The following is a 17,454-nucleotide window of genomic DNA, read 5'->3' as shown; positions in this document are numbered from 1 at the left end:
AATATTGTGAAAAAAACTTTCGGATTCCGTTATACCAACGAAGATCATCACTTATTTAAACTTGTGTCCATCGGCCATGAAATCACGCGTGATCCCAACTATCACTGGAATGGCATGAAACGCGATGGATCAGGATTTATTTTTCAATTTACACTTAAAGGAACAGGCATGCTGCGCATTGGCGAGGAACACATGGAGATCTGCAAACATCAAGCATTCTTCGTTCAAATCCCGAGTGATCACACCTACTGGTATTCTCCTGAAACCACGGATCCATGGGAATTCATTTGGATTCGATTCGAGGGCATTCGAGGAGAAGGGCTGCGAAAAGAGCTTTTCGGTGGACACAACAACGTTATCCACTTGCTTCCCGAAGCCGCACCAATTACATTGCTATGGAAACTATATGAGGATGTGAACCAAAAGCAGGTAGGTGACCGCTTTGATCTATCCCTGCGCATTTATGAATGGCTGCTGGCTCTTCAACGATTTCTTCAAAGCAAAGAAGCCGTCTCTCCGCATGAGATACCGGCTTCTTACCGCAAAGTTGCAAGTCATATTGATTCTCATTATGCCTCCGATATCTCCTTGGATGATTTAGCGGAAGTTGCGGGAATTAACAAGTACTACTTATGTAAAATGTTCCCCCTTTATTATCATGTCAGCACCATGGATTATCTCCGTAATCGAAGAATCGAAAAAGCCGCCGAGCTGCTGCAAAATCCTCATCTCTCCATTAAGGAAATCGCATCTCGCTGTGGCTATCACGATGTTAGTTATTTCGGCAAGGTGTTTCATAAAATGATGGACATGTCGCCTAGTTCATATCGGGAAAATGCGAGTAAGCATGAGGATTATTTGAGGCTGCTGGAATGACATCGCGCTTATTGGCTTTCCTGTAGCGAGCAGGCGAAAGATAAAACTTCTTTTTAAACAGATGATAGAAATGACTTAGGTTCTCGAAACCGGACTCCATCGCAACCTCAATAATCTCCATATCCGTTGACACCAGCAGGTTAGCCCCATGACGCAAACGAAAATGATTAATCCAATCTGTCGGCGTGCAGCCAAAATGTTTTTTAATGCTTCTGCTAATATGCTCCGCGCTCATTTCACTAAGCTGATACATCGCTGCCAAGCCTACTGTAAAATGCTCCTTTTTACTCATTTGATTTTTCAAATGTACTAACCACGCAGGGACATTCTCATCTTTCCCAGCATCCAAATGAGGGACAAATTTTTGCAGCACCTCTGTAATCATCATTTTAAATAAGATGTTGGCCTCAATACTTCGTTCATTCGTAAAAGAAGACCATGCAAGCTGCTGAAAACGGTCCAGCCATTGATGAGTCTCGGAAAGAGTTAGGGTTGTGCAGGGTGGTAATGGCGCGTCTAACAACTGCTCGATCGGTTGGCCACTCCCTAAATAAACTTGTAAAGCTGCCATAGTCTGTGCTGGGAAAGCAACATTCATAATCTGACAATCTCCTTGCTCCATACGTTCATAGGCGTGGTAATCATGGGGCCGAATGAACACTAGCGTGCTGCTCGGGAGTATGATTTTTTGACTATTTACTAGATGGTAAACTTCCCCTCCATAGGTTAAAAAAACTTCATAGAAGTCATGGTCATGCAGTCCTGTCGTATCTTTAATCGAACGATAAGCCATGTAATGAAACTCATGCTCATCCTTGAATACATTTTTGGCGTAAACGCGCACCCTACATCTCCCCTTTTCCATGAATATCAACACAGTACAAAAATGATCATTCCCAAACAAGATGATGACCTTATTTTATCATATTATAAAGAAGAAAAAATCAACTCAATACATTTATGGAGGATGAAGCACATGGGACAATTAAAGCTAAATGAACAAGAAATACAGTTTTATAAGGAACAAGGCTATTCGATTTACAAAAAGCCATTATTTAGCGCTGAGAAGCAAGCTGAGTTGACCGCGATTTTCGAAGAACAGTTGGCGCTGAAGGGCAGCAAGCTATCCGATGAATTAGACACTCCGCACTTCCGTGACGAAAGATTGCTTGAATTTTTGTTAAGTGATGATGTCTTGGATCTCGTTGAGCCCATCATCGGACCGAATATCGGCCTATGGTCGTCTCATTTCATTTGTAAGGATCCACTCGTAGGACGCGCCACGCCATGGCATGAAGATTCTGCCTACTGGAATGGACGCCTGGATCGATTCGACAGCATTGTGACCGTGTGGTTGGCTATCGATCGCAGCTGGAAAGAAAATGGCTGTATGCGCGTCATTCCAGGAACACATGAGAACGGGTTCTCCGAATATGAGAATGTAGATGGCGCCTCCAATACCTTTGGCACACAAATTAAAAATGTTGATGAATCAAAAGCTGTTTATTTTGAGCTCCAGCCTGGAGAATGCTCTCTCCACGATTCTCGTATCATGCATGGCGCTGCAGCCAACATAAGCGAATATCGCCGCTGCGGATACACAATGCGTTATTTCTCCACGGAAGCGAAGGTGCTCCCAGAAAAAAATCCAGGTCACAAAATTTGGCTGGCGCGTGGAAAAGATATTGCCGGAAATCCATTTGTCAATGTATCAACACCTAGTCACTAATTGGAGGCAATTCGGATGAATGTGCTTGGTTTCCGGTCATTCTGGGATTTACTCCCCATTGCATGGCAGATGAATAGAGAAACAGAAGCAATCATGGAAAAAATCGCAGAAGCCGGCTTTGACGGCATTGAATTTATTCCACCTCAAAATCCCAAAGATGATGCTGTGTTCGCTAAAAAGCTGGAAAACTTGGGCCTGCAATTTATTGGCCAAATCAGCACGCAAGCACCCCATCATGTAGGCTCCTTTCGAGAAAAAATAGCTCGGCTTCGTGACCTGAATCCCGTTATAATTGTCTCTCACAGCGCCAAGGATTCCATGGCTTTTGACCAGCAATGTGCTTTTTTCGAGGAAGCACTTGCCGTAGAGCAAGCTATTCAGATCCCTGTAGCCCATGAAACTCATCGAGGAAGAGCCATGTTCGTGCCTTGGACAACAGCTGCCTTACTGCGGAAATTCCCTGAATTACACATTAACGCGGATTTCAGTCATTGGATGGTCGCTTGTGAAGGCATGCCGCTTGAACCGGATGAAGATATGCAGCTAGCTATCTCCCGCGCCATTCATATTCACGGGAGAGTCGGCTACCCGGAGGGGCCACAGGTACCAGATCCAAGGGATCCCTACTATGAACCCTATGTGAAACAACATTTGCAGTGGTGGACCATGATTGCACAGGAACGCCGTGATGCAGGTCACACCCAGTTCACGTTTACACCTGAATTTGGTCCCTCTCCCTATCTCCAAACACAGCCTTATACGAACATGCCGGTCGCGGATACCTGGGACATTAATGCCTGGATGTTCAGTACGTTCAAAGAGAGCTTAATGAAATAACTCAATGTAGTAAGCAAATTAAGCAGGGTTCGCTGATGAATCCAATTCAGCAAAGTGCTCGAGAATATAGAAATGGCGGCAGCAGGAATAAAATCCTGAGCGCCGCCATTTCGTATTTTTATTTGTAAATAGATTTTGTTAAAGACAATAATGGATATCGGTTAACAACCATTCTTGATTCTTATAAGCCACTTGCACTATTTTTCTAGCAAATTTAACAAGAAGCTTACATGGATGATTCTGAATCCGCCGAACTATCTCAAGGAATTCCGAAGTGAGACTAGAGGAAATGACCTGGCCCACAATTAGTTATCAGTCCCAAATAGCCTGTTAAAACAATGTCAGTTGTCATGTTATCTCTCCTCAGAATATAGCAAAAAGGGGTATTCTCATCCTTGCAAGGACGAGAATACCCCGTATTACCACCTTAATTAGCCCAAATATAAATTCGGACTCACTCTAACGCAGCGAAACATGTAATATGGTTTGATGCGCGTCTCTTGTACCGACGAGACTTACGCCAAAACCTACTCACACCGCTTACTTCTGCTTATTCCTGAATTCCTGAATTCACGAATTCTAACATTCGGCCCCCGACAGCTCATTTGTGAACATACGCTTGTACTCTTTAGGCCCCACCCGCTCGGCCGAAGTTGGAACATAATGAAATTGTAACGCTCTTCGGCGCATATGGGAAAAGTTCGATGGCGTCACGTGGTAGAGCATGCCATAGAAAAACAACACTCCTCCTGGCTTTAATGGTATCACAATATCTCGTTCTACTGGTACGTGGGAATCGCATAAATGCCAATCTCTGATGGCATAATGAGGCGTAGCTCCCTCTTGATGCGAGCCTGGAATGACGTGCATACAACCGTTTTCTACCGTTGCTTCATCTATAGCGATCCATATACCAATAGCAACTTTCGTATAAGTAAGGTTGCCATAAGCCATATCTTGGTGCCATGGCTTCTCACCTCCACCATGTGGGGGCTTGAGCAAAGCCATATCCTGAATTAACTTAGGCTCTTCTCCAAAAATTCTAGTAACAGTGTTAATAATAGCTGGATGATAGGCAATCTCATGTAATCGTTCCTCTACGTTCACGAACTCATGAATCTTGTGCAAAGCTAATTCTCTTTCCTCGATTGTTTTCAGTTCGCTTTCCGGCTTTACAAACTGTAGTTTTTTGCTCCTTTAGAATTGACCATTCCCAAATGCATAATGGTATCAATGCTTTGTGATACTTCTTTTTCATTTAAAATGTTGTCTGAGGAAATGAAACCCTTCTGTTTGTACTCACGTATGACATCATCAGTAATATCAGTTAGTCCATTTAGACTTAGATACACTTCTTGATATTTATACAAAGCCTTATTAATTTCTTCTGCACTTAATTCTAGTTTTTCATTTACCTAACCTCCAATGCTCTTGGAATGCAAGCAGGTAACCTAGCATGCTGTGCAAGCTTTTGTTTGTGCCGAACTCTTCCCTTTAATTGGAGCTATGCTTTGGAATTTTGCAGCTTTTCCTTGACACAAGTTTGACCATGTGACCTTTGTACAGTTCTACGAATTGTTTCCTCTGTGATTGTCACACCGCTTAAATATTGATGTAAAACGCTCAACACTGTTGAGGAATACAGCCATAAAAGACACCTTCGTATGAAGGAAACACTTGATCAAGCAATGCTCGCATATTTAGCTTGGCTTGTACATACATCGCTGTTATGAACTCATGCTACCTTGTGAGATGCTGGAGCTCTAAAAGCTGCTCGTCCCTTTTGCGATGAGGCATAACATCGCCAGTAGTACATCTCTGCTAAGTGCCATGCATCAGCGGCATCTGTTTTCACCTTTCGTAGTTGAGAGCCTTTTGCCCATTTGGTTTGAAGTGAATTAATTACCATATGGAAAAACCCACTGCGTTCCATATAAGCCACAAGTCCCGATGATAATGCCCTGTTGATTCTAGAACAACTACCGGCTCTTTCCCCGTTTTCTGGCGCAGTTCTCCAAGCCAATCTCCAAATTCTTCAAACCCTTCATCTGTGAGGGAGATGATTTTCGACTTCCTTGCCACTTCATTTCGCGAAGTGAATGCCTGAGCCACACCCGTTCTTTTCGATAGGGACGCGGCGAGGCTAACACATCGATCTAAACCACCCACCTCGTAGGAACCATTGATTATTGTCGGGTGACAAGAACATTATCTCATTAGAGGCCTCGTAAATCGCGGCTTTTTTGTTTTATGGGATAAAGTTCTTGTCAAAACCAAATGACAAGAATTTTATCCCATTCCCGATTTTGACAAGAATATTATCTCACTCCCTACGGATAGGGGTATGGACAAAAGCGAATTACTACTAGGCAGAAACGTTTGTTCCGTTAGAGAATAAAGTGCTTGTCCAGAATGCTCCAATCGCTAAGGCGCATAATAAAAAGGCCGACCCGAATTTTACCATTCAGGTCGGCCTCTTCTTTGATAATTTGTTTATTAGCCTTCAATTTTCACGCCAGTCATTTTCTCGCTCATAATCCACAAGCGTTCCGCCATGTCGGGGTCGACGGCCCAAGGTAGTACGCCATGATACTGTTGGCTCATATCTCCCATCTTGAAGTCAGCAACCAATTCCGCAATGTCGCAGTCCAAGCAGTAAACGCCGCCTTTTCCTTCTAACTGCTGGCTCGTTGCGCACCAAACGCTTGTCGCTGCTCCTTGCTCTGTTGTTTTGAATACGCCGCCAACACCACGCTCTTGATCAGATAAAAAACGAGCTAGTTCAGTGTCGATTCGGCCTGGATGTACGGAGAACGCACGAATACCGTCCGCATAACCGCGCTTGTCGAGGCCTACCGCAAACAAAGCGTTTGCCGATTTCGATTGGCCGTAAGCTTTCCATTTGTCGTATTCGCGCTTTTCAAAGTTAGGATCTTCGAAGTCGACACCACCGAATCGAACTCCTGCTGAGGAGAGTGATACGACCCGAGCGTTCCCTGCTTGCTTCAATGCTGTCCATAGACGCAATGTTAATTGGAAGTGACCCAAATGATTCGTAGCGAATTGAGATTCATAGCCGCGAGCATCGCGAACTAGTGGAGGAGCCATGATACCTGCGTTAGCGAACAAAAAGTCAAGCTGTCTCCCGGAAGTCAGGAAGAGTTGAGCGAATTTGTCAATCGACGCAGGATCGCTCAGATCGAGCTTTTCTATTTCTATGCCAGCAATACCGGCGAGAGCGCTGCCGGCCTGCTCAGGTGAACGAGCTGCTACAATGACAGTAGCGCCTGCAGCCGCCAGTGCGCGAGTCGTTTCAAGACCAATACCAGAATGTCCACCTGTTACGATGGCGATCTTACCGTTTAGATTTATGTCTTTAACAGTTTCCAAAGCGGTCGTTTCCGCTCCAAAACCCGATGAGATCGGTAATTGTGGAGTAATTTTATATTCGTTGTTATTTACCATGATTCAATTCCTCCTAAGAATAAGGTTGTGCTTAAATAATGAATTTCATACCGATTAACCGTTCGCTTAACTCCCAAAGTCGATCCGCCATTTCGGGATCGATCGCCCAAGTCATTGCGCCGTTTGGTACAGTTGCTGCATCTTTCGCCTCAACAACGTTAGCGATGTCTACATTTTCACAGTAAACTCCACCCATTCCGTCAAGCTTCTTGTTTGTCGCGCACCAAACCGACGTAGCCGAACCTTGTTCAGCGGTTTTGAACTTGAAAAACGTCTGTGCTGTGGATAGTTCATCTTCCGACATATAACGAACTAAATTGGTCATTATAGCACCCGGATGAACTGCAAATGACCGAACACCGTCTACCGCTCCCCGCCGGTCAAGAGCAACGGCAAACAGAGAAGTAGCAGATTTGGACTGTCCATATGCTTGTTGTTTGTTGTATTCGCGCAGTTCGTAGTTTGGATCATCAAAATTAACTCCTCCAAAGCGAATTCCCGAGGATGAAAGTGATACAACACGAGCACCGTTTTCCTGTTTTAATGCTGGCCAAAGGCGCGCCGTCAAATGAAAATGTCCCAAATGATTAATGGCAAATTGAGACTCGTACCCGCGAGCGTCCCGCGTTAACGGTGGTGTCATAATGCCTGCGTTATTGATTAAAATATGAATTGGTTTACCAAATGCCAAAAAGTGTTTCGCAAATGCATCAATCGAGGCTGGATTGATTAAATCGAGTTCCGCGACCTTAACCCCATCTATCTCCGCAACAGCGGTACGGGCTGACTCTACGGAGCGCGCCGGAACAATAACTGAAGCTCCTGCTTCCGCTAGAGCGCGTGTCGTCTCTAGCCCAATCCCGGAATACCCGCCGGTTACGATCGCGATTTTCCCCTTAAGATCCACCCCTGCGACCACTTCCCGTGCGGTCGATTGCGCGCCGAAGCCCGACAAGATCGGGACTTGCGGAGTCGCTTTATAACCACTGCTAGTGGACATACAGAATTCCTCCCTCCCAATAATAAAGTTCTTTGTTTGTCCGCAAAGCCAACCAGGCTTGACGAATGATCACATCATAACACTCCGAAAATACAAAGTAAACAAAAAACGTAATATATGTCTATATTGTTCTCTTTGCTTAAACTGTATTGTATATTAAAATAGATTGAAGGAGGGATTACACATGAATGCTCCAATGAGACAAGACGCAAAAACGAAACTATTAAAAAAATTGATTGTATCCGTCATTAGAGATGGTTTTCTACATTTAAAGATGGACGATATCGCGAAATATATGGACGTAAGCCGAGCGACTATGTACAAGCGTTTTTCATCTAAAGAGGATGTTATAGATGGTGTTGTCCGCATTATCGTTGATTATATCGAGAGGCTAGAGGAGCGTAACGACAACGAAGATGAATCTTATTTTGGCCTCTGGTTTCAGCAGCTATTTGAACAATCGGTATCGCTTATAGAGTTTATTACTGACGTATTTATGAAAGATTTGCAAGCATCGTACCCCGACCTCTACAACATGCTTAAAGACGTATTGCGGAAGCGAGAAGAACATTCTCTCCGCTTTTATCGCCTAGGAATAGACAAAGGCATTTTTAACAAAATCAACGGAAAGTTTATTTTGCTGCAAGACGACCTTCTGCTACACGAAGTCACAAGCGTTAAATATTTGCTCTACAATCAAACAACAATAAAGGAAGTGTTGCACGACTATTATCAATTTAAAAAAATGCAGCTGTTTAAAGCCGATAAACTTTCGCTTGTTGACGATACCAACATAAATCCCGTTATAGATCGGCTATCTGAAAAATTCAATCGAACGTTAATGTAAGCTAATCAATGTAACTTTTATAGAGGGTTGCGAAAAGAACTTCTAGATATCGTTGGATTTGATTATGATCAGTTATTATCATTTCACTCCCTAACGGAAAACGATAGAACAATAAAACAGTAGTAATCTAGGACTTTATTTTCTCGTCCATTAGTGCAACTGATCCATTTGAAAGAGTCAGTCTAATACTTATTATTCAATGCTCAACGGTATTGCAATTCGAAACACCGCACGACTTCAATATTCAGTCTAATACTTTATTAAAGGCAGATGAAATTAACAATTTGACATATTGCAAAAATATAATATATAATAGTCAACATGACCAACACAATTGAGATTTTCAAGGCACTTTCCAATGAAGCGCGTGTTCAAATTTTAGAATGGTTGAAAGATCCAACAACTCATTTTTCACCCCAGGAAGGGGCTGACCTTATTACAGTTGGGGTATGTGTGAGTCAAATCACTGAAAAATTAAATATGAATCAATCTACGGCTTCGCAATACCTCTCCATGCTTCAAAGAGCAGGACTGGTTCATGCTACACGCTTAGGGAAGTGGACCTACTACAAAAGAAATGAAGATGCGATTAATGATATCGGTCGGTTCCTTCAGAAATAGCAATTATACAGAAGACTGAATTCATTCTTGGAATTCAGTTTCTCTAGAACTATCATATTGACAATTCGCAAAATCTAAATTTTTTTAATTATTTATATCGACAATTTGTAATATATGAATATTTATTTAAGGAGTGATGTGCATAAAATTGTGACTGGCGTCTCAAAAAATGTCATTATGCTAAGCAGCTGGCACACGTTTTTGAGTGCCATGCTTTCTAATGAATTGGTTGCTTTCAGGTTTCTGGTTTACAAAATGCTCGACAAAATTTCGCCTACTAACGTGGCTTATGTTTATGGCGATAAGAAAATAAAAATTAAAATAAAAGAGGGATAACAAAAATGCAGAACTTTGAATTTAAAAATCCAACTAAGCTATTGTTTGGAAAAGGCCATGTAAGCAGCCTGAAAAATGAAATTCCTGCTTACGGCAAACGTGTCTTGCTAGTATACGGGGGCGGAAGTATAACAAAAAATGGGCTTTACGATAAAGTTATCAGTGAACTAAAGGAAATCGAAGCTTTTGTCGTTGAGCTAGGAGGAGTTGAACCGAATCCACGACTAACAACCGTCCAAAAAGGAATTACCTTTATCAGAGAAAATATGCTTGATTTTATTCTTGCGGTCGGCGGCGGTAGCGTCATTGATTGTGCTAAAGCGATTGCCGCGGGCGTGCCATATGACGGTGATGTGTGGGATATCGTGACTAGTAAGGTGAACGCCCCTTCTAATTCCGTACCGATTGGCACGGTTATAACGATAGCGGGAACTGGATCAGAAATGAACGGAAATTCCGTCATTACGAACTGGGAAACGAATACGAAAGCATTCTTTAATTCCAGTCATGTGCTTCCAAAATTCAGTATTCTAGATCCAGAGCTTACATTCACCGTACCTCGGGATCAAACGGTATACGGCAGCGTTGATATTATGTCCCATGTTTTTGAACAGTATTTTCATGGTTCGAGCAATGCACCTCTTCAGGAAAGAATCGGTGAAGCAATTCTTCGTACCGTCATCGAGACGGCGCCTAAGCTCGTGAATGATTTGAACAATTACGAACATCGCGAAGTCATGTTATTAAATGGAACATTGGCCTTAAACGGACTAACTGGAATGGGCGTTAGTCCGGATTGGTCGACGCATCTCATCGAACATGCTGTATCAGCTGTCCATGACATCCCACATGGCGGGGGAATCGCGATTATTGCCCCGCGTTGGATGGAACATGTCGCGGCCGTACGTCCGGAGAAAGTCGCGCAGCTGGGTGTTCGTGTATTTGATTTGGACCCGACAGGAAAAACAGATGCTCAATTGGCAGCAGAAGCGATTCAATCCCTCAAGAAATTCTGGACATCCATCGGAGCGCCTACGAAGTTGTCGGACTATGGAATCGATGACAAGGAAATTGAACTGATGACGGAAAGGGCTATGCTTGCCGATCAAATAGGTAGCTATGTTCCTCTAACTAAAGAAGATGTCAGAAAGATTTTGAGAAATTCTTTATAATATACTAAATGGTGGATGTTTCTATTAAGAAAAAGGATTGTAAAGTAAGAAGGCAGAAGACTCAAAAGAGTTCTTTATTTAATGAAAGAGCGCTTATCGGGTGTTTCGATTTCGGCTTTCGTCATATGACGCACTAAATCCGTTGCGATAACGCCCGGATGGGCCGAGAACGCGCGAACGCCATAAGCTTTGCCGATAGAGTCGAGCGCGACGGCGAACAGCGCGTTCGCCGTTTTCGATTGACTATACGCAGTAAAAGAATTATACGGCCGTCTCTCGAAATTCGGATCATCGAAGTCGATTCCCGCGCGACGATGAGCGAACGAAGTGAGTGCAACGACGCGGGCCCCTTCCGCGCGAACGAGTGCCGGCCATAGGGCGCAAACAAGCTGAAAGTGGCCGAGATGTTTGGCTGAAAATTGCGATTCGTACCCTCGCGCATCTCTATTCAACGGTGTCGCCATGATGCCTGCGTTGTTGACAAGGATATGAAGCTTATCAAATCGGCTAAGAAATCTCTCAGCAAAGGCATCGATCGACGCTGGATTCAGCAAATCCATGACGTCAATCAAGACATCCGGCATGTCGGCAAGACTTTTCTTCGCTTTCGCGATATCGCGGGCGGGTACGATGACCTTGGCGCCGGCAGACCGAAACGCGATTACGGTTTCCAAGCCGATGCCCGAGTATCCGCCGGTCACGATCACGTTCTTTCCTGTCAAATCAATGCCTCTAATCACTTCGTCTGCGGTTGAAAAAGGTCCGAAACCGGAGCCGATCGGCGCTTGTGGTGTTACCATGCTGTATCTCCCCAATCGTTTTATATTTTGGTTCATCATCACTTATTATTTTGGCTCATCTCGTGCTTTTTCATTATGCAACAACTAAAGCGGCATGGGATATCACGATCGTCTCAAAACATTGCCTAATCCTATCATGTCCGTTTGCGTACGGGTGCTTTGTATAATATTATGAGTTTTAAATGAACCCTACAGGAGAAAAATATGGCCCAACAAACGCACGAATATCAGGAGACGCTTGCTCGCAAAATCGAAAGGTTTACGGAAGCCGGGATCGGAGTCCACCCGACTCTTGTTCCTTCGCTTTTTTTCTTTCTCGAAAATGAGGTGACCGAGCCTAAGCATGGGGTTCACTCCCGTTCCATTTGTTTCGTCTTTCAAGGACGGAAGGAAGTTTTGCTTGCACGGGAACGATACAGTTACGGTCCCGCCGAATACTTGGTGGCCTCCGTGCAATTGCCTGTAATTAGCCAAATCACCGAAGCTTCGCTGGAAGCACCTTATTTAGCGCTGAAACTCGAATTCACGCCGGAGCAAGTGCTGCAGGTCATGAAAGAATCCGGGATACGTCCTTCTCACCATGAACAAGTGAATCGAGGAATTTTCATTAACGAGGTAGATGCGCCGCTGTTAGATGCCGTGACGCGCTTAACGCAGTTGCTGGATACTCCTACGGATATTTCGTTGCTCGCACCGTTGTTGATCAAGGAAATTTTGTATCGCGTGCTTCAAGGGAAACACGGGGGAACGCTGGAGCAATTGGCCGTTGAAGGAGGCGGTGCAATTCGAATCAAAGCGGTTATCGATTATATCAAGGAGCACTACAAACAATCAATTCGTATCGAGGACCTTGCCGAGCAAGCGAATATGAGCATTCCCACACTGCATCGGCATTTTAAAGGGGTTACCGCGATGACGACGATTCAGTTCCAAAAACAGCTGCGGCTGCAGGCGGCTCGAAGTTTGTTGTTATCCGAATCTCGAGCGCCGCGGATGTCGCCTTTCAGGTCGGCTACGAAAGCCCTTCCCAATTTAGCCGCGAGTATGCCAGAATGTTCGGCCTCTCGCCGATCCAAGACATTAAGCGGTTAAGAACGTTGGAGGGTTAAGCCCCCCGAATCCACGTTCGACCGAAGCTTGTTTTTGCGGCGTTTTCCGTACCCGGATACGTTGGGGAAAATAGCTGACAACACAAAAGTCCTTCCTCTACGGAAGGACTTTTGTGCGCTTGGCAGCGCGACGACTAAGGAGTGAAAGTCTCCAGCATACCGCGAGATGGCAGAAGTGCATAACCGACAGATAGTATGTATTCCGTAAGGAGACACCTCTTTTAATTGTTTTACAGACATAGCATACTCCGACATTTTCACAAACTTCGTTTACTCTTTCAATAATGTATCATTTTTTGTATCCCATTGCTTCCAAACTATCCCGTTAACGTAATGAAGCCGCCAATCGTAACGGCAGCTTCTCTAATTATGTTTATTCAACAAAATGTTCTGCGTTATTTGAACAAATAACGATAAGTGGTAAAAGAATTCCATAAGATAGTAACTATCCACACCAAAATAATTAAACTCCCAACTAGCCAATTTTTCGGTTTTCCGTTCTTCATTAGTTATTCGGCTTTTAGATATATGATACAACATATTAACAAAAATAATTTGAAGAACGTTTATGATTGCCTAGCACTTATATAGATATGCCTTAATAGGATGTTGTGAAGTCAACATACTCATAAGGAGGCAATGTAAACGATGCAGAAGAAAAAACCTAAAATAAAAATGAAAACAACAGCCCTAGTGCAGAGGCACGTTCATGAGTTTGAAGGTAGTACGAAACTGGCCGAACAAGGCGCAGACCGCCACAACCATCGCTTTGCAGGTGTTACAGGACAAGCGATTCGTATGGGAAATAGTCATGTCCATGAAATTGATCTCTCGAAAACCGATTTCTTAAACCATTTTCATAATCTGAAAAAAATTAGAACGGGACCGGCTATTTCAGTAGGAAATGGTAAACATGTACATTTTGTTACAGGCCAAACTACACTAAATGATGGTCATGTTCACCAATTTAACTTCGCTACATTGATTCAAGCACCTCTTGTTTAAGGAACAAATGATATTGGTACTTTAAGTTAACAACACAACAGGGCTGCCGCGAATTGATCGGCAGCCCTTATTAAATAGAAAAACTAACATATTGGAGGAGTTTAAAATGGACCATTCATTTGTACATAGAGGTGGTAAAGATTGAATCGAAATGCAAAAGATAGGCCAAACATTGAACACAAGAATGCTTAAATGAAAAGGTTCCACGGTATAGACATAGCCAAATACCGGGCTCTATTTCGCATGTGAATACAGGCTTATCTCACCGCATTCGTTGTGAATGTGATTCCCATTCCATCGTATAAATGAGATAGTTTCTTGGCAGTAGCTTTTTTGTCTCGCCTCGAAGGTCTCGGAGCGCCAATTGAATCTTTTTGTAGTTATCTTGCGGTCCGACAGCCAAGCCTGAAGGCGTACCTGCCACACTTAGCGGATAAATCCCAAATGTTAATCAAGATGGAATTGATTGTTCTCTTTGACTCATTTTTTATCCTCCATCTTTACGTGGGCTATTTCAGGAACTGTTTTCATTCTAAAACTTTATTTTCGGCACACACAAAAATACTCCCTGTTAATAAAAAACAATTACTTCGTTAAATGAGTTTTAGACTGACACCAATACATAAAACATCGGCAGCCCTGTTTTGGTCGTTTATTTAGCTAAAGTTCTTCGTTAGATTCCTGTAGATGGATAAATTTCAGCTTTGTAAAAAAACGAGCGCCTCGGTACGATGGAAGTACGCAACGGGTCAAAAGCCCTTTAATTCCATCATCCAGGAGGACGCTCTACTATGAAGTTTAAATCACAAGATAAGCAAAATCAACTCATTGAAAACATTACCTTTCATCATATTGTTGTTGGTGTAGACATTGCTCAGGAGGCCCACGTTGCCAGAGCGGTTAACTTTCGAGGTGTCGCTCTTGGTAATCCTTTAGTGTTTAGTAACGACGAGGATGGTTTCAAGTCCCTCGACCGTTGGATTCGCGACTTGCTAGCTTCATTTAAATTATCTCAAGTCATCGTTGGTATGGAACCGACTGGCCATTACTGGCTAAGCCTTGCCGGGTGGCTCAAAAACAAAGCCATTGAAGCCGTACTTGTTAATCCTCATCTAGTTAAAAAGAATAAAGAAAACCGCGACAACACACGCTCTAAAAGCGACAAAAAAGATGCTTTAGTTATTGCCGACATGGTGAAAAACGGCTACTACTCCCCTGTCCGCTTCCATTCTTCCGAATACGAGGAGCTACGAGTGCTTATGGCTAACCGAGAAACGGTCGTTAAAAGACTCGTAAGTGCCGTTAACCAGATCCACCGCTGGGTCGACATTGTCTTTCCTGAACTGAGACAAGTTTTTAAGATCTTAACTTGCAAAGGTGCACTGTTAACCCTTCGGCTATTTCCGCTCCCAGCTGAGCTATGTAAACTAAGTCCTGACGATGTCATTAAAGGATGGCAGAAATCAATGAAACGGCATTCAGGTGTGCGTAGAGCTCATCTACTCATCGATCTGGCCAAGAAAACGGTTGGATCTAGGCAGGCAACACATGCTTACAAGCTCCATCTAGAGCAGCTCCTAGAGGAGCACGACTTAGCCACTAAACAACTGCAGAGGATCGAAAAAGAAGCCAAAGACGTTGTTGAACGTATCCCCTACTCAGGCAAAATCCTTGCCATTACTGGAATAAGTGCAATTGCTCTAGCTGGTGTTTTAGGAGAGTCTGGAGATCTTCGAGGTTATGCGCACGGGAACGCTCTACTCCGTCATGCAGGACTTAATATAACCGAAGCAAGCTCGGGTAAATGGAAGGGACAACTGAAGCTCAGTAAACGAGGCCGTCCACGGCTACGTCACTTTCTCTATTTAATTACGATGTGCATGGTCATGAGTAACCAAGAATTTAAAGCCTTACATCACTACAATGTTCAGGTGAAAAAGCTTAAAAAGATGAAGTCTATCATGAAGCTATGTGGTAAGCTAGCTCGACTCTTAGTAGGAATGGCTCGTAGTGATGTCGCATACAAACCCGATAAAATCTTTGCATTAGCAGCTTAACATAAACCTTATCTCACGCAAGTTGGCGTATTCGCAGGAGACAAAGAAAGCACGGAGTATCGGGATACGTTAAACAAAAGGGCTCCGACCCATTCCGTTAGAAAGACCGACCTCCACCCCTTAGATAGATGTGACGAAGGAATGAAAGGGCTATTGACCCGTCGAGACATGGGAGTGAAAATCGCTAAGGGCACCGTGGAGAATACGTGCAGTAATTGGAATGAACTGGGTGATTCAACTCCACTTCTATTCCCGCATGCCCTTTTAACGAAACACCCTAAATATATCTCGCTCCTTTCATTCAGCATCGAAACCTAAAGGATGAAATCCTGCGAATAGACGAGCTTGCGTGAGGAAATTAAATCATACCGAGGGAGGTTAATGAATTTTGTTTTCTCTGTACTATTTCAAAGATCCATTTTATTATTAATGCTTTTAAAATATAAAGTGGGAATGAATATATGTATCTCCAATGTAGTGTTTTGTACAATCCAATCCAAACACTAATCGGTTCGCATAGAAATGCGAAAACTGTTGCCATCAGTATATTTGCAATTAAATACGAACGCCACTTTGTAAAAAACTGAAATAGTAACATATGTAATGCAGGCAGTATTCCCAAATCAAAGGCTGAAGACTCAGGTATAACTGGAAATAGTTTATGTGGGTATACCCACAGATTTAATTCACAACCTATGTGGTCTAAAAGAAAGATGAGAAAACTCATTATATCGCCGAACAAAACGATGTCTATAAGCCTTTTTTTATCAGCTAGATGAACATGTACGATTTCATCAAGCAATTCATCCCTATTGAGCACATAATCCACCCTTAACTAAGTATCATGAAGGTTAGTTTATCCATCCGCGACAAAAAACTCTTGTTACTAGATTTGAAAAACAATACAGAACAACCTCACTTTATTTGAAGTGAGGTTGTTTGTTGAGGCTACGAAGTTGTTTAATTATTTTTTAACCACCAGAATTAATGTTTGCATCATCAATACCATTATTGCTGCTACTTTTTTTATTACTATTTTGATTGGGTTTTTGATTTTTTTGCTTTGCTGATTCTATACTCTTTTTTTGATTCGTCATAAATAACAGGAGATGTAACTATGGGTATATTAAGTGGTAATCAGAAAGTAGAACCATTACATTATGGTGAGATTTATGACTTATGGGCATTTTCTGCTGCGGCAAAAGGTTGCCTTTCTGCCAATCGCGCTTATCAATACCACGCTGGTGATAGAGACCTCAAGAAAATAATTGATGACATTATCAACCAAGCAGAGCTTGAAATAAGCGAATGTGATACCATTTTAATAAATAATGGCATCGTCCCTTCCCCTGCCTTACCTGAAAGACCCGAAACTAAATTAGAAGATATCCCTGTTGGTGTAAAATTCTCTGATCAAGAAATTAGTGCGATGGTAGGCGCTGATACATCTTTAAGTTTAGTAGCATGTAGTCAAAATATGGGTAAAGCAACTATTGTCAACTCATCCTTTTGCCACCTTCCAGGGTGTATCGAGCAAAGCGAAGGTAAGGGGAATAGACTCATGATCAGGAGCAGTGATTTTTATCCTAATCTATAATGG

17 protein-coding genes and 1 pseudogene are annotated in these 17,454 nt (G+C 43.0%); 11 read left to right on the top strand and 7 right to left on the bottom strand.

Annotation, left to right across the window (positions count from 1 at the left end; genetic code table 11):
* Positions 1-6: 6 nt before the first annotated feature.
* The gene (locus tag ACUN27_RS07815) at positions 7-876 is read left to right on the top strand and encodes a helix-turn-helix transcriptional regulator (protein ID WP_407868977.1); all 870 of its coding nucleotides are present in this window, start codon (positions 7-9) and stop codon (positions 874-876) included.
* Here the strand turns inward: ACUN27_RS07815 and ACUN27_RS07810 are convergent.
* A complete protein-coding gene (locus ACUN27_RS07810; RefSeq protein WP_445558677.1) occupies positions 818-1,720 on the bottom strand; it encodes an AraC family transcriptional regulator in 903 nt (300 codons plus the stop codon). The genes ACUN27_RS07815 and ACUN27_RS07810 overlap by 59 nt on opposite strands.
* Before the next feature lie 132 nt (positions 1,721-1,852).
* Between ACUN27_RS07810 and ACUN27_RS07805 the strand changes: the two genes are divergently transcribed.
* Entirely contained in the window at positions 1,853-2,605 is a 753-nt protein-coding gene (locus tag ACUN27_RS07805; protein WP_445558676.1) for a phytanoyl-CoA dioxygenase family protein, read from the top strand.
* A 15-nt stretch (positions 2,606-2,620) separates the two neighbouring features.
* On the top strand, positions 2,621-3,442 hold the full coding sequence (locus tag ACUN27_RS07800) for a sugar phosphate isomerase/epimerase family protein (RefSeq protein ID WP_445558675.1): 822 nt from the start codon (positions 2,621-2,623) through the stop codon (positions 3,440-3,442).
* Positions 3,443-4,021: 579 nt separating this feature from the next.
* Here the strand turns inward: ACUN27_RS07800 and ACUN27_RS07795 are convergent.
* From ACUN27_RS07795 to ACUN27_RS07785, 3 genes are all read right to left on the bottom strand, one after another.
* Positions 4,022-4,570: a phytanoyl-CoA dioxygenase family protein gene (locus ACUN27_RS07795; RefSeq protein WP_445558674.1), complete on the bottom strand. Its 549-nt coding sequence runs from the start codon at positions 4,568-4,570 to the stop codon at positions 4,022-4,024.
* 1,368 nt (positions 4,571-5,938) lie between these two features.
* The gene (locus tag ACUN27_RS07790) at positions 5,939-6,907 is read right to left on the bottom strand and encodes an SDR family NAD(P)-dependent oxidoreductase (RefSeq protein WP_445558673.1); all 969 of its coding nucleotides are present in this window, start codon (positions 6,905-6,907) and stop codon (positions 5,939-5,941) included.
* 31 nt (positions 6,908-6,938) lie between these two features.
* Positions 6,939-7,907 carry an SDR family NAD(P)-dependent oxidoreductase gene (locus ACUN27_RS07785; protein WP_445558672.1) on the bottom strand — a complete coding sequence of 323 codons (969 nt, stop codon included), beginning with the start codon at positions 7,905-7,907 and terminating at the stop codon, positions 6,939-6,941.
* A 184-nt stretch (positions 7,908-8,091) separates the two neighbouring features.
* On the opposite strand from ACUN27_RS07785, the gene ACUN27_RS07780 reads away from it, so the two are divergent.
* The 4 genes from ACUN27_RS07780 (at position 8,092) to ACUN27_RS07765 (ending at position 10,883) form a co-directional block, all read left to right on the top strand.
* Positions 8,092-8,754 (top strand): TetR/AcrR family transcriptional regulator, encoded by a 663-nt coding sequence (locus tag ACUN27_RS07780; RefSeq protein ID WP_445558671.1) that lies wholly within the window; start codon positions 8,092-8,094, stop codon positions 8,752-8,754.
* Between the two features lie 321 nt (positions 8,755-9,075).
* Positions 9,076-9,375: an ArsR/SmtB family transcription factor gene (locus ACUN27_RS07775; protein ID WP_445558670.1), complete on the top strand. Its 300-nt coding sequence runs from the start codon at positions 9,076-9,078 to the stop codon at positions 9,373-9,375.
* A 114-nt stretch (positions 9,376-9,489) separates the two neighbouring features.
* Positions 9,490-9,711, top strand: a complete 222-nt coding sequence (locus tag ACUN27_RS07770; protein ID WP_445558669.1) for a hypothetical protein — start codon at positions 9,490-9,492, stop codon at positions 9,709-9,711.
* 5 nt (positions 9,712-9,716) lie between these two features.
* Complete coding sequence (locus ACUN27_RS07765) at positions 9,717-10,883, top strand: iron-containing alcohol dehydrogenase (RefSeq protein WP_445558668.1); 1,167 nt, start codon at positions 9,717-9,719, stop codon at positions 10,881-10,883.
* Positions 10,884-10,957: 74 nt separating this feature from the next.
* On the opposite strand, the gene ACUN27_RS07760 is transcribed toward ACUN27_RS07765, so the two are convergent.
* Entirely contained in the window at positions 10,958-11,683 is a 726-nt protein-coding gene (locus ACUN27_RS07760; RefSeq protein WP_445558667.1) for an SDR family NAD(P)-dependent oxidoreductase, read from the bottom strand.
* Positions 11,684-11,887: 204 nt separating this feature from the next.
* Here ACUN27_RS07760 and ACUN27_RS07755 point away from each other — a divergent pair.
* From ACUN27_RS07755 to ACUN27_RS07745, 3 genes and pseudogenes are all read left to right on the top strand, one after another.
* A pseudogene (locus ACUN27_RS07755) lies at positions 11,888-12,792 on the top strand (AraC family transcriptional regulator N-terminal domain-containing protein).
* A 648-nt stretch (positions 12,793-13,440) separates the two neighbouring features.
* Positions 13,441-13,797, top strand: coding sequence for a YmaF family protein (locus ACUN27_RS07750; RefSeq protein ID WP_238169963.1), 357 nt, complete (start codon positions 13,441-13,443; stop codon positions 13,795-13,797).
* 791 nt (positions 13,798-14,588) lie between these two features.
* A complete protein-coding gene (locus ACUN27_RS07745; RefSeq protein WP_127458674.1) occupies positions 14,589-15,854 on the top strand; it encodes an IS110 family transposase in 1,266 nt (421 codons plus the stop codon).
* Between the two features lie 358 nt (positions 15,855-16,212).
* Here ACUN27_RS07745 and ACUN27_RS07740 read toward each other — a convergent pair whose 3' ends face one another.
* Together ACUN27_RS07740 and ACUN27_RS07735 are read right to left on the bottom strand one after the other, a co-directional pair.
* The gene (locus tag ACUN27_RS07740) at positions 16,213-16,674 is read right to left on the bottom strand and encodes a CBO0543 family protein (RefSeq protein WP_445560602.1); all 462 of its coding nucleotides are present in this window, start codon (positions 16,672-16,674) and stop codon (positions 16,213-16,215) included.
* A gap of 151 nt (positions 16,675-16,825) precedes the next feature.
* Positions 16,826-16,951 carry a hypothetical protein gene (locus ACUN27_RS07735; RefSeq protein WP_445558666.1) on the bottom strand — a complete coding sequence of 42 codons (126 nt, stop codon included), beginning with the start codon at positions 16,949-16,951 and terminating at the stop codon, positions 16,826-16,828.
* A 20-nt stretch (positions 16,952-16,971) separates the two neighbouring features.
* On the opposite strand from ACUN27_RS07735, the gene ACUN27_RS07730 reads away from it, so the two are divergent.
* Positions 16,972-17,451 carry a DUF3231 family protein gene (locus ACUN27_RS07730; protein ID WP_445558665.1) on the top strand — a complete coding sequence of 160 codons (480 nt, stop codon included), beginning with the start codon at positions 16,972-16,974 and terminating at the stop codon, positions 17,449-17,451.
* Positions 17,452-17,454: the final 3 nt, after the last annotated feature.

Source organism: Paenibacillus sp. WC2504, from assembly GCF_052682475.1.
This window is presented reverse-complemented; position numbering and strand designations above follow the sequence as displayed.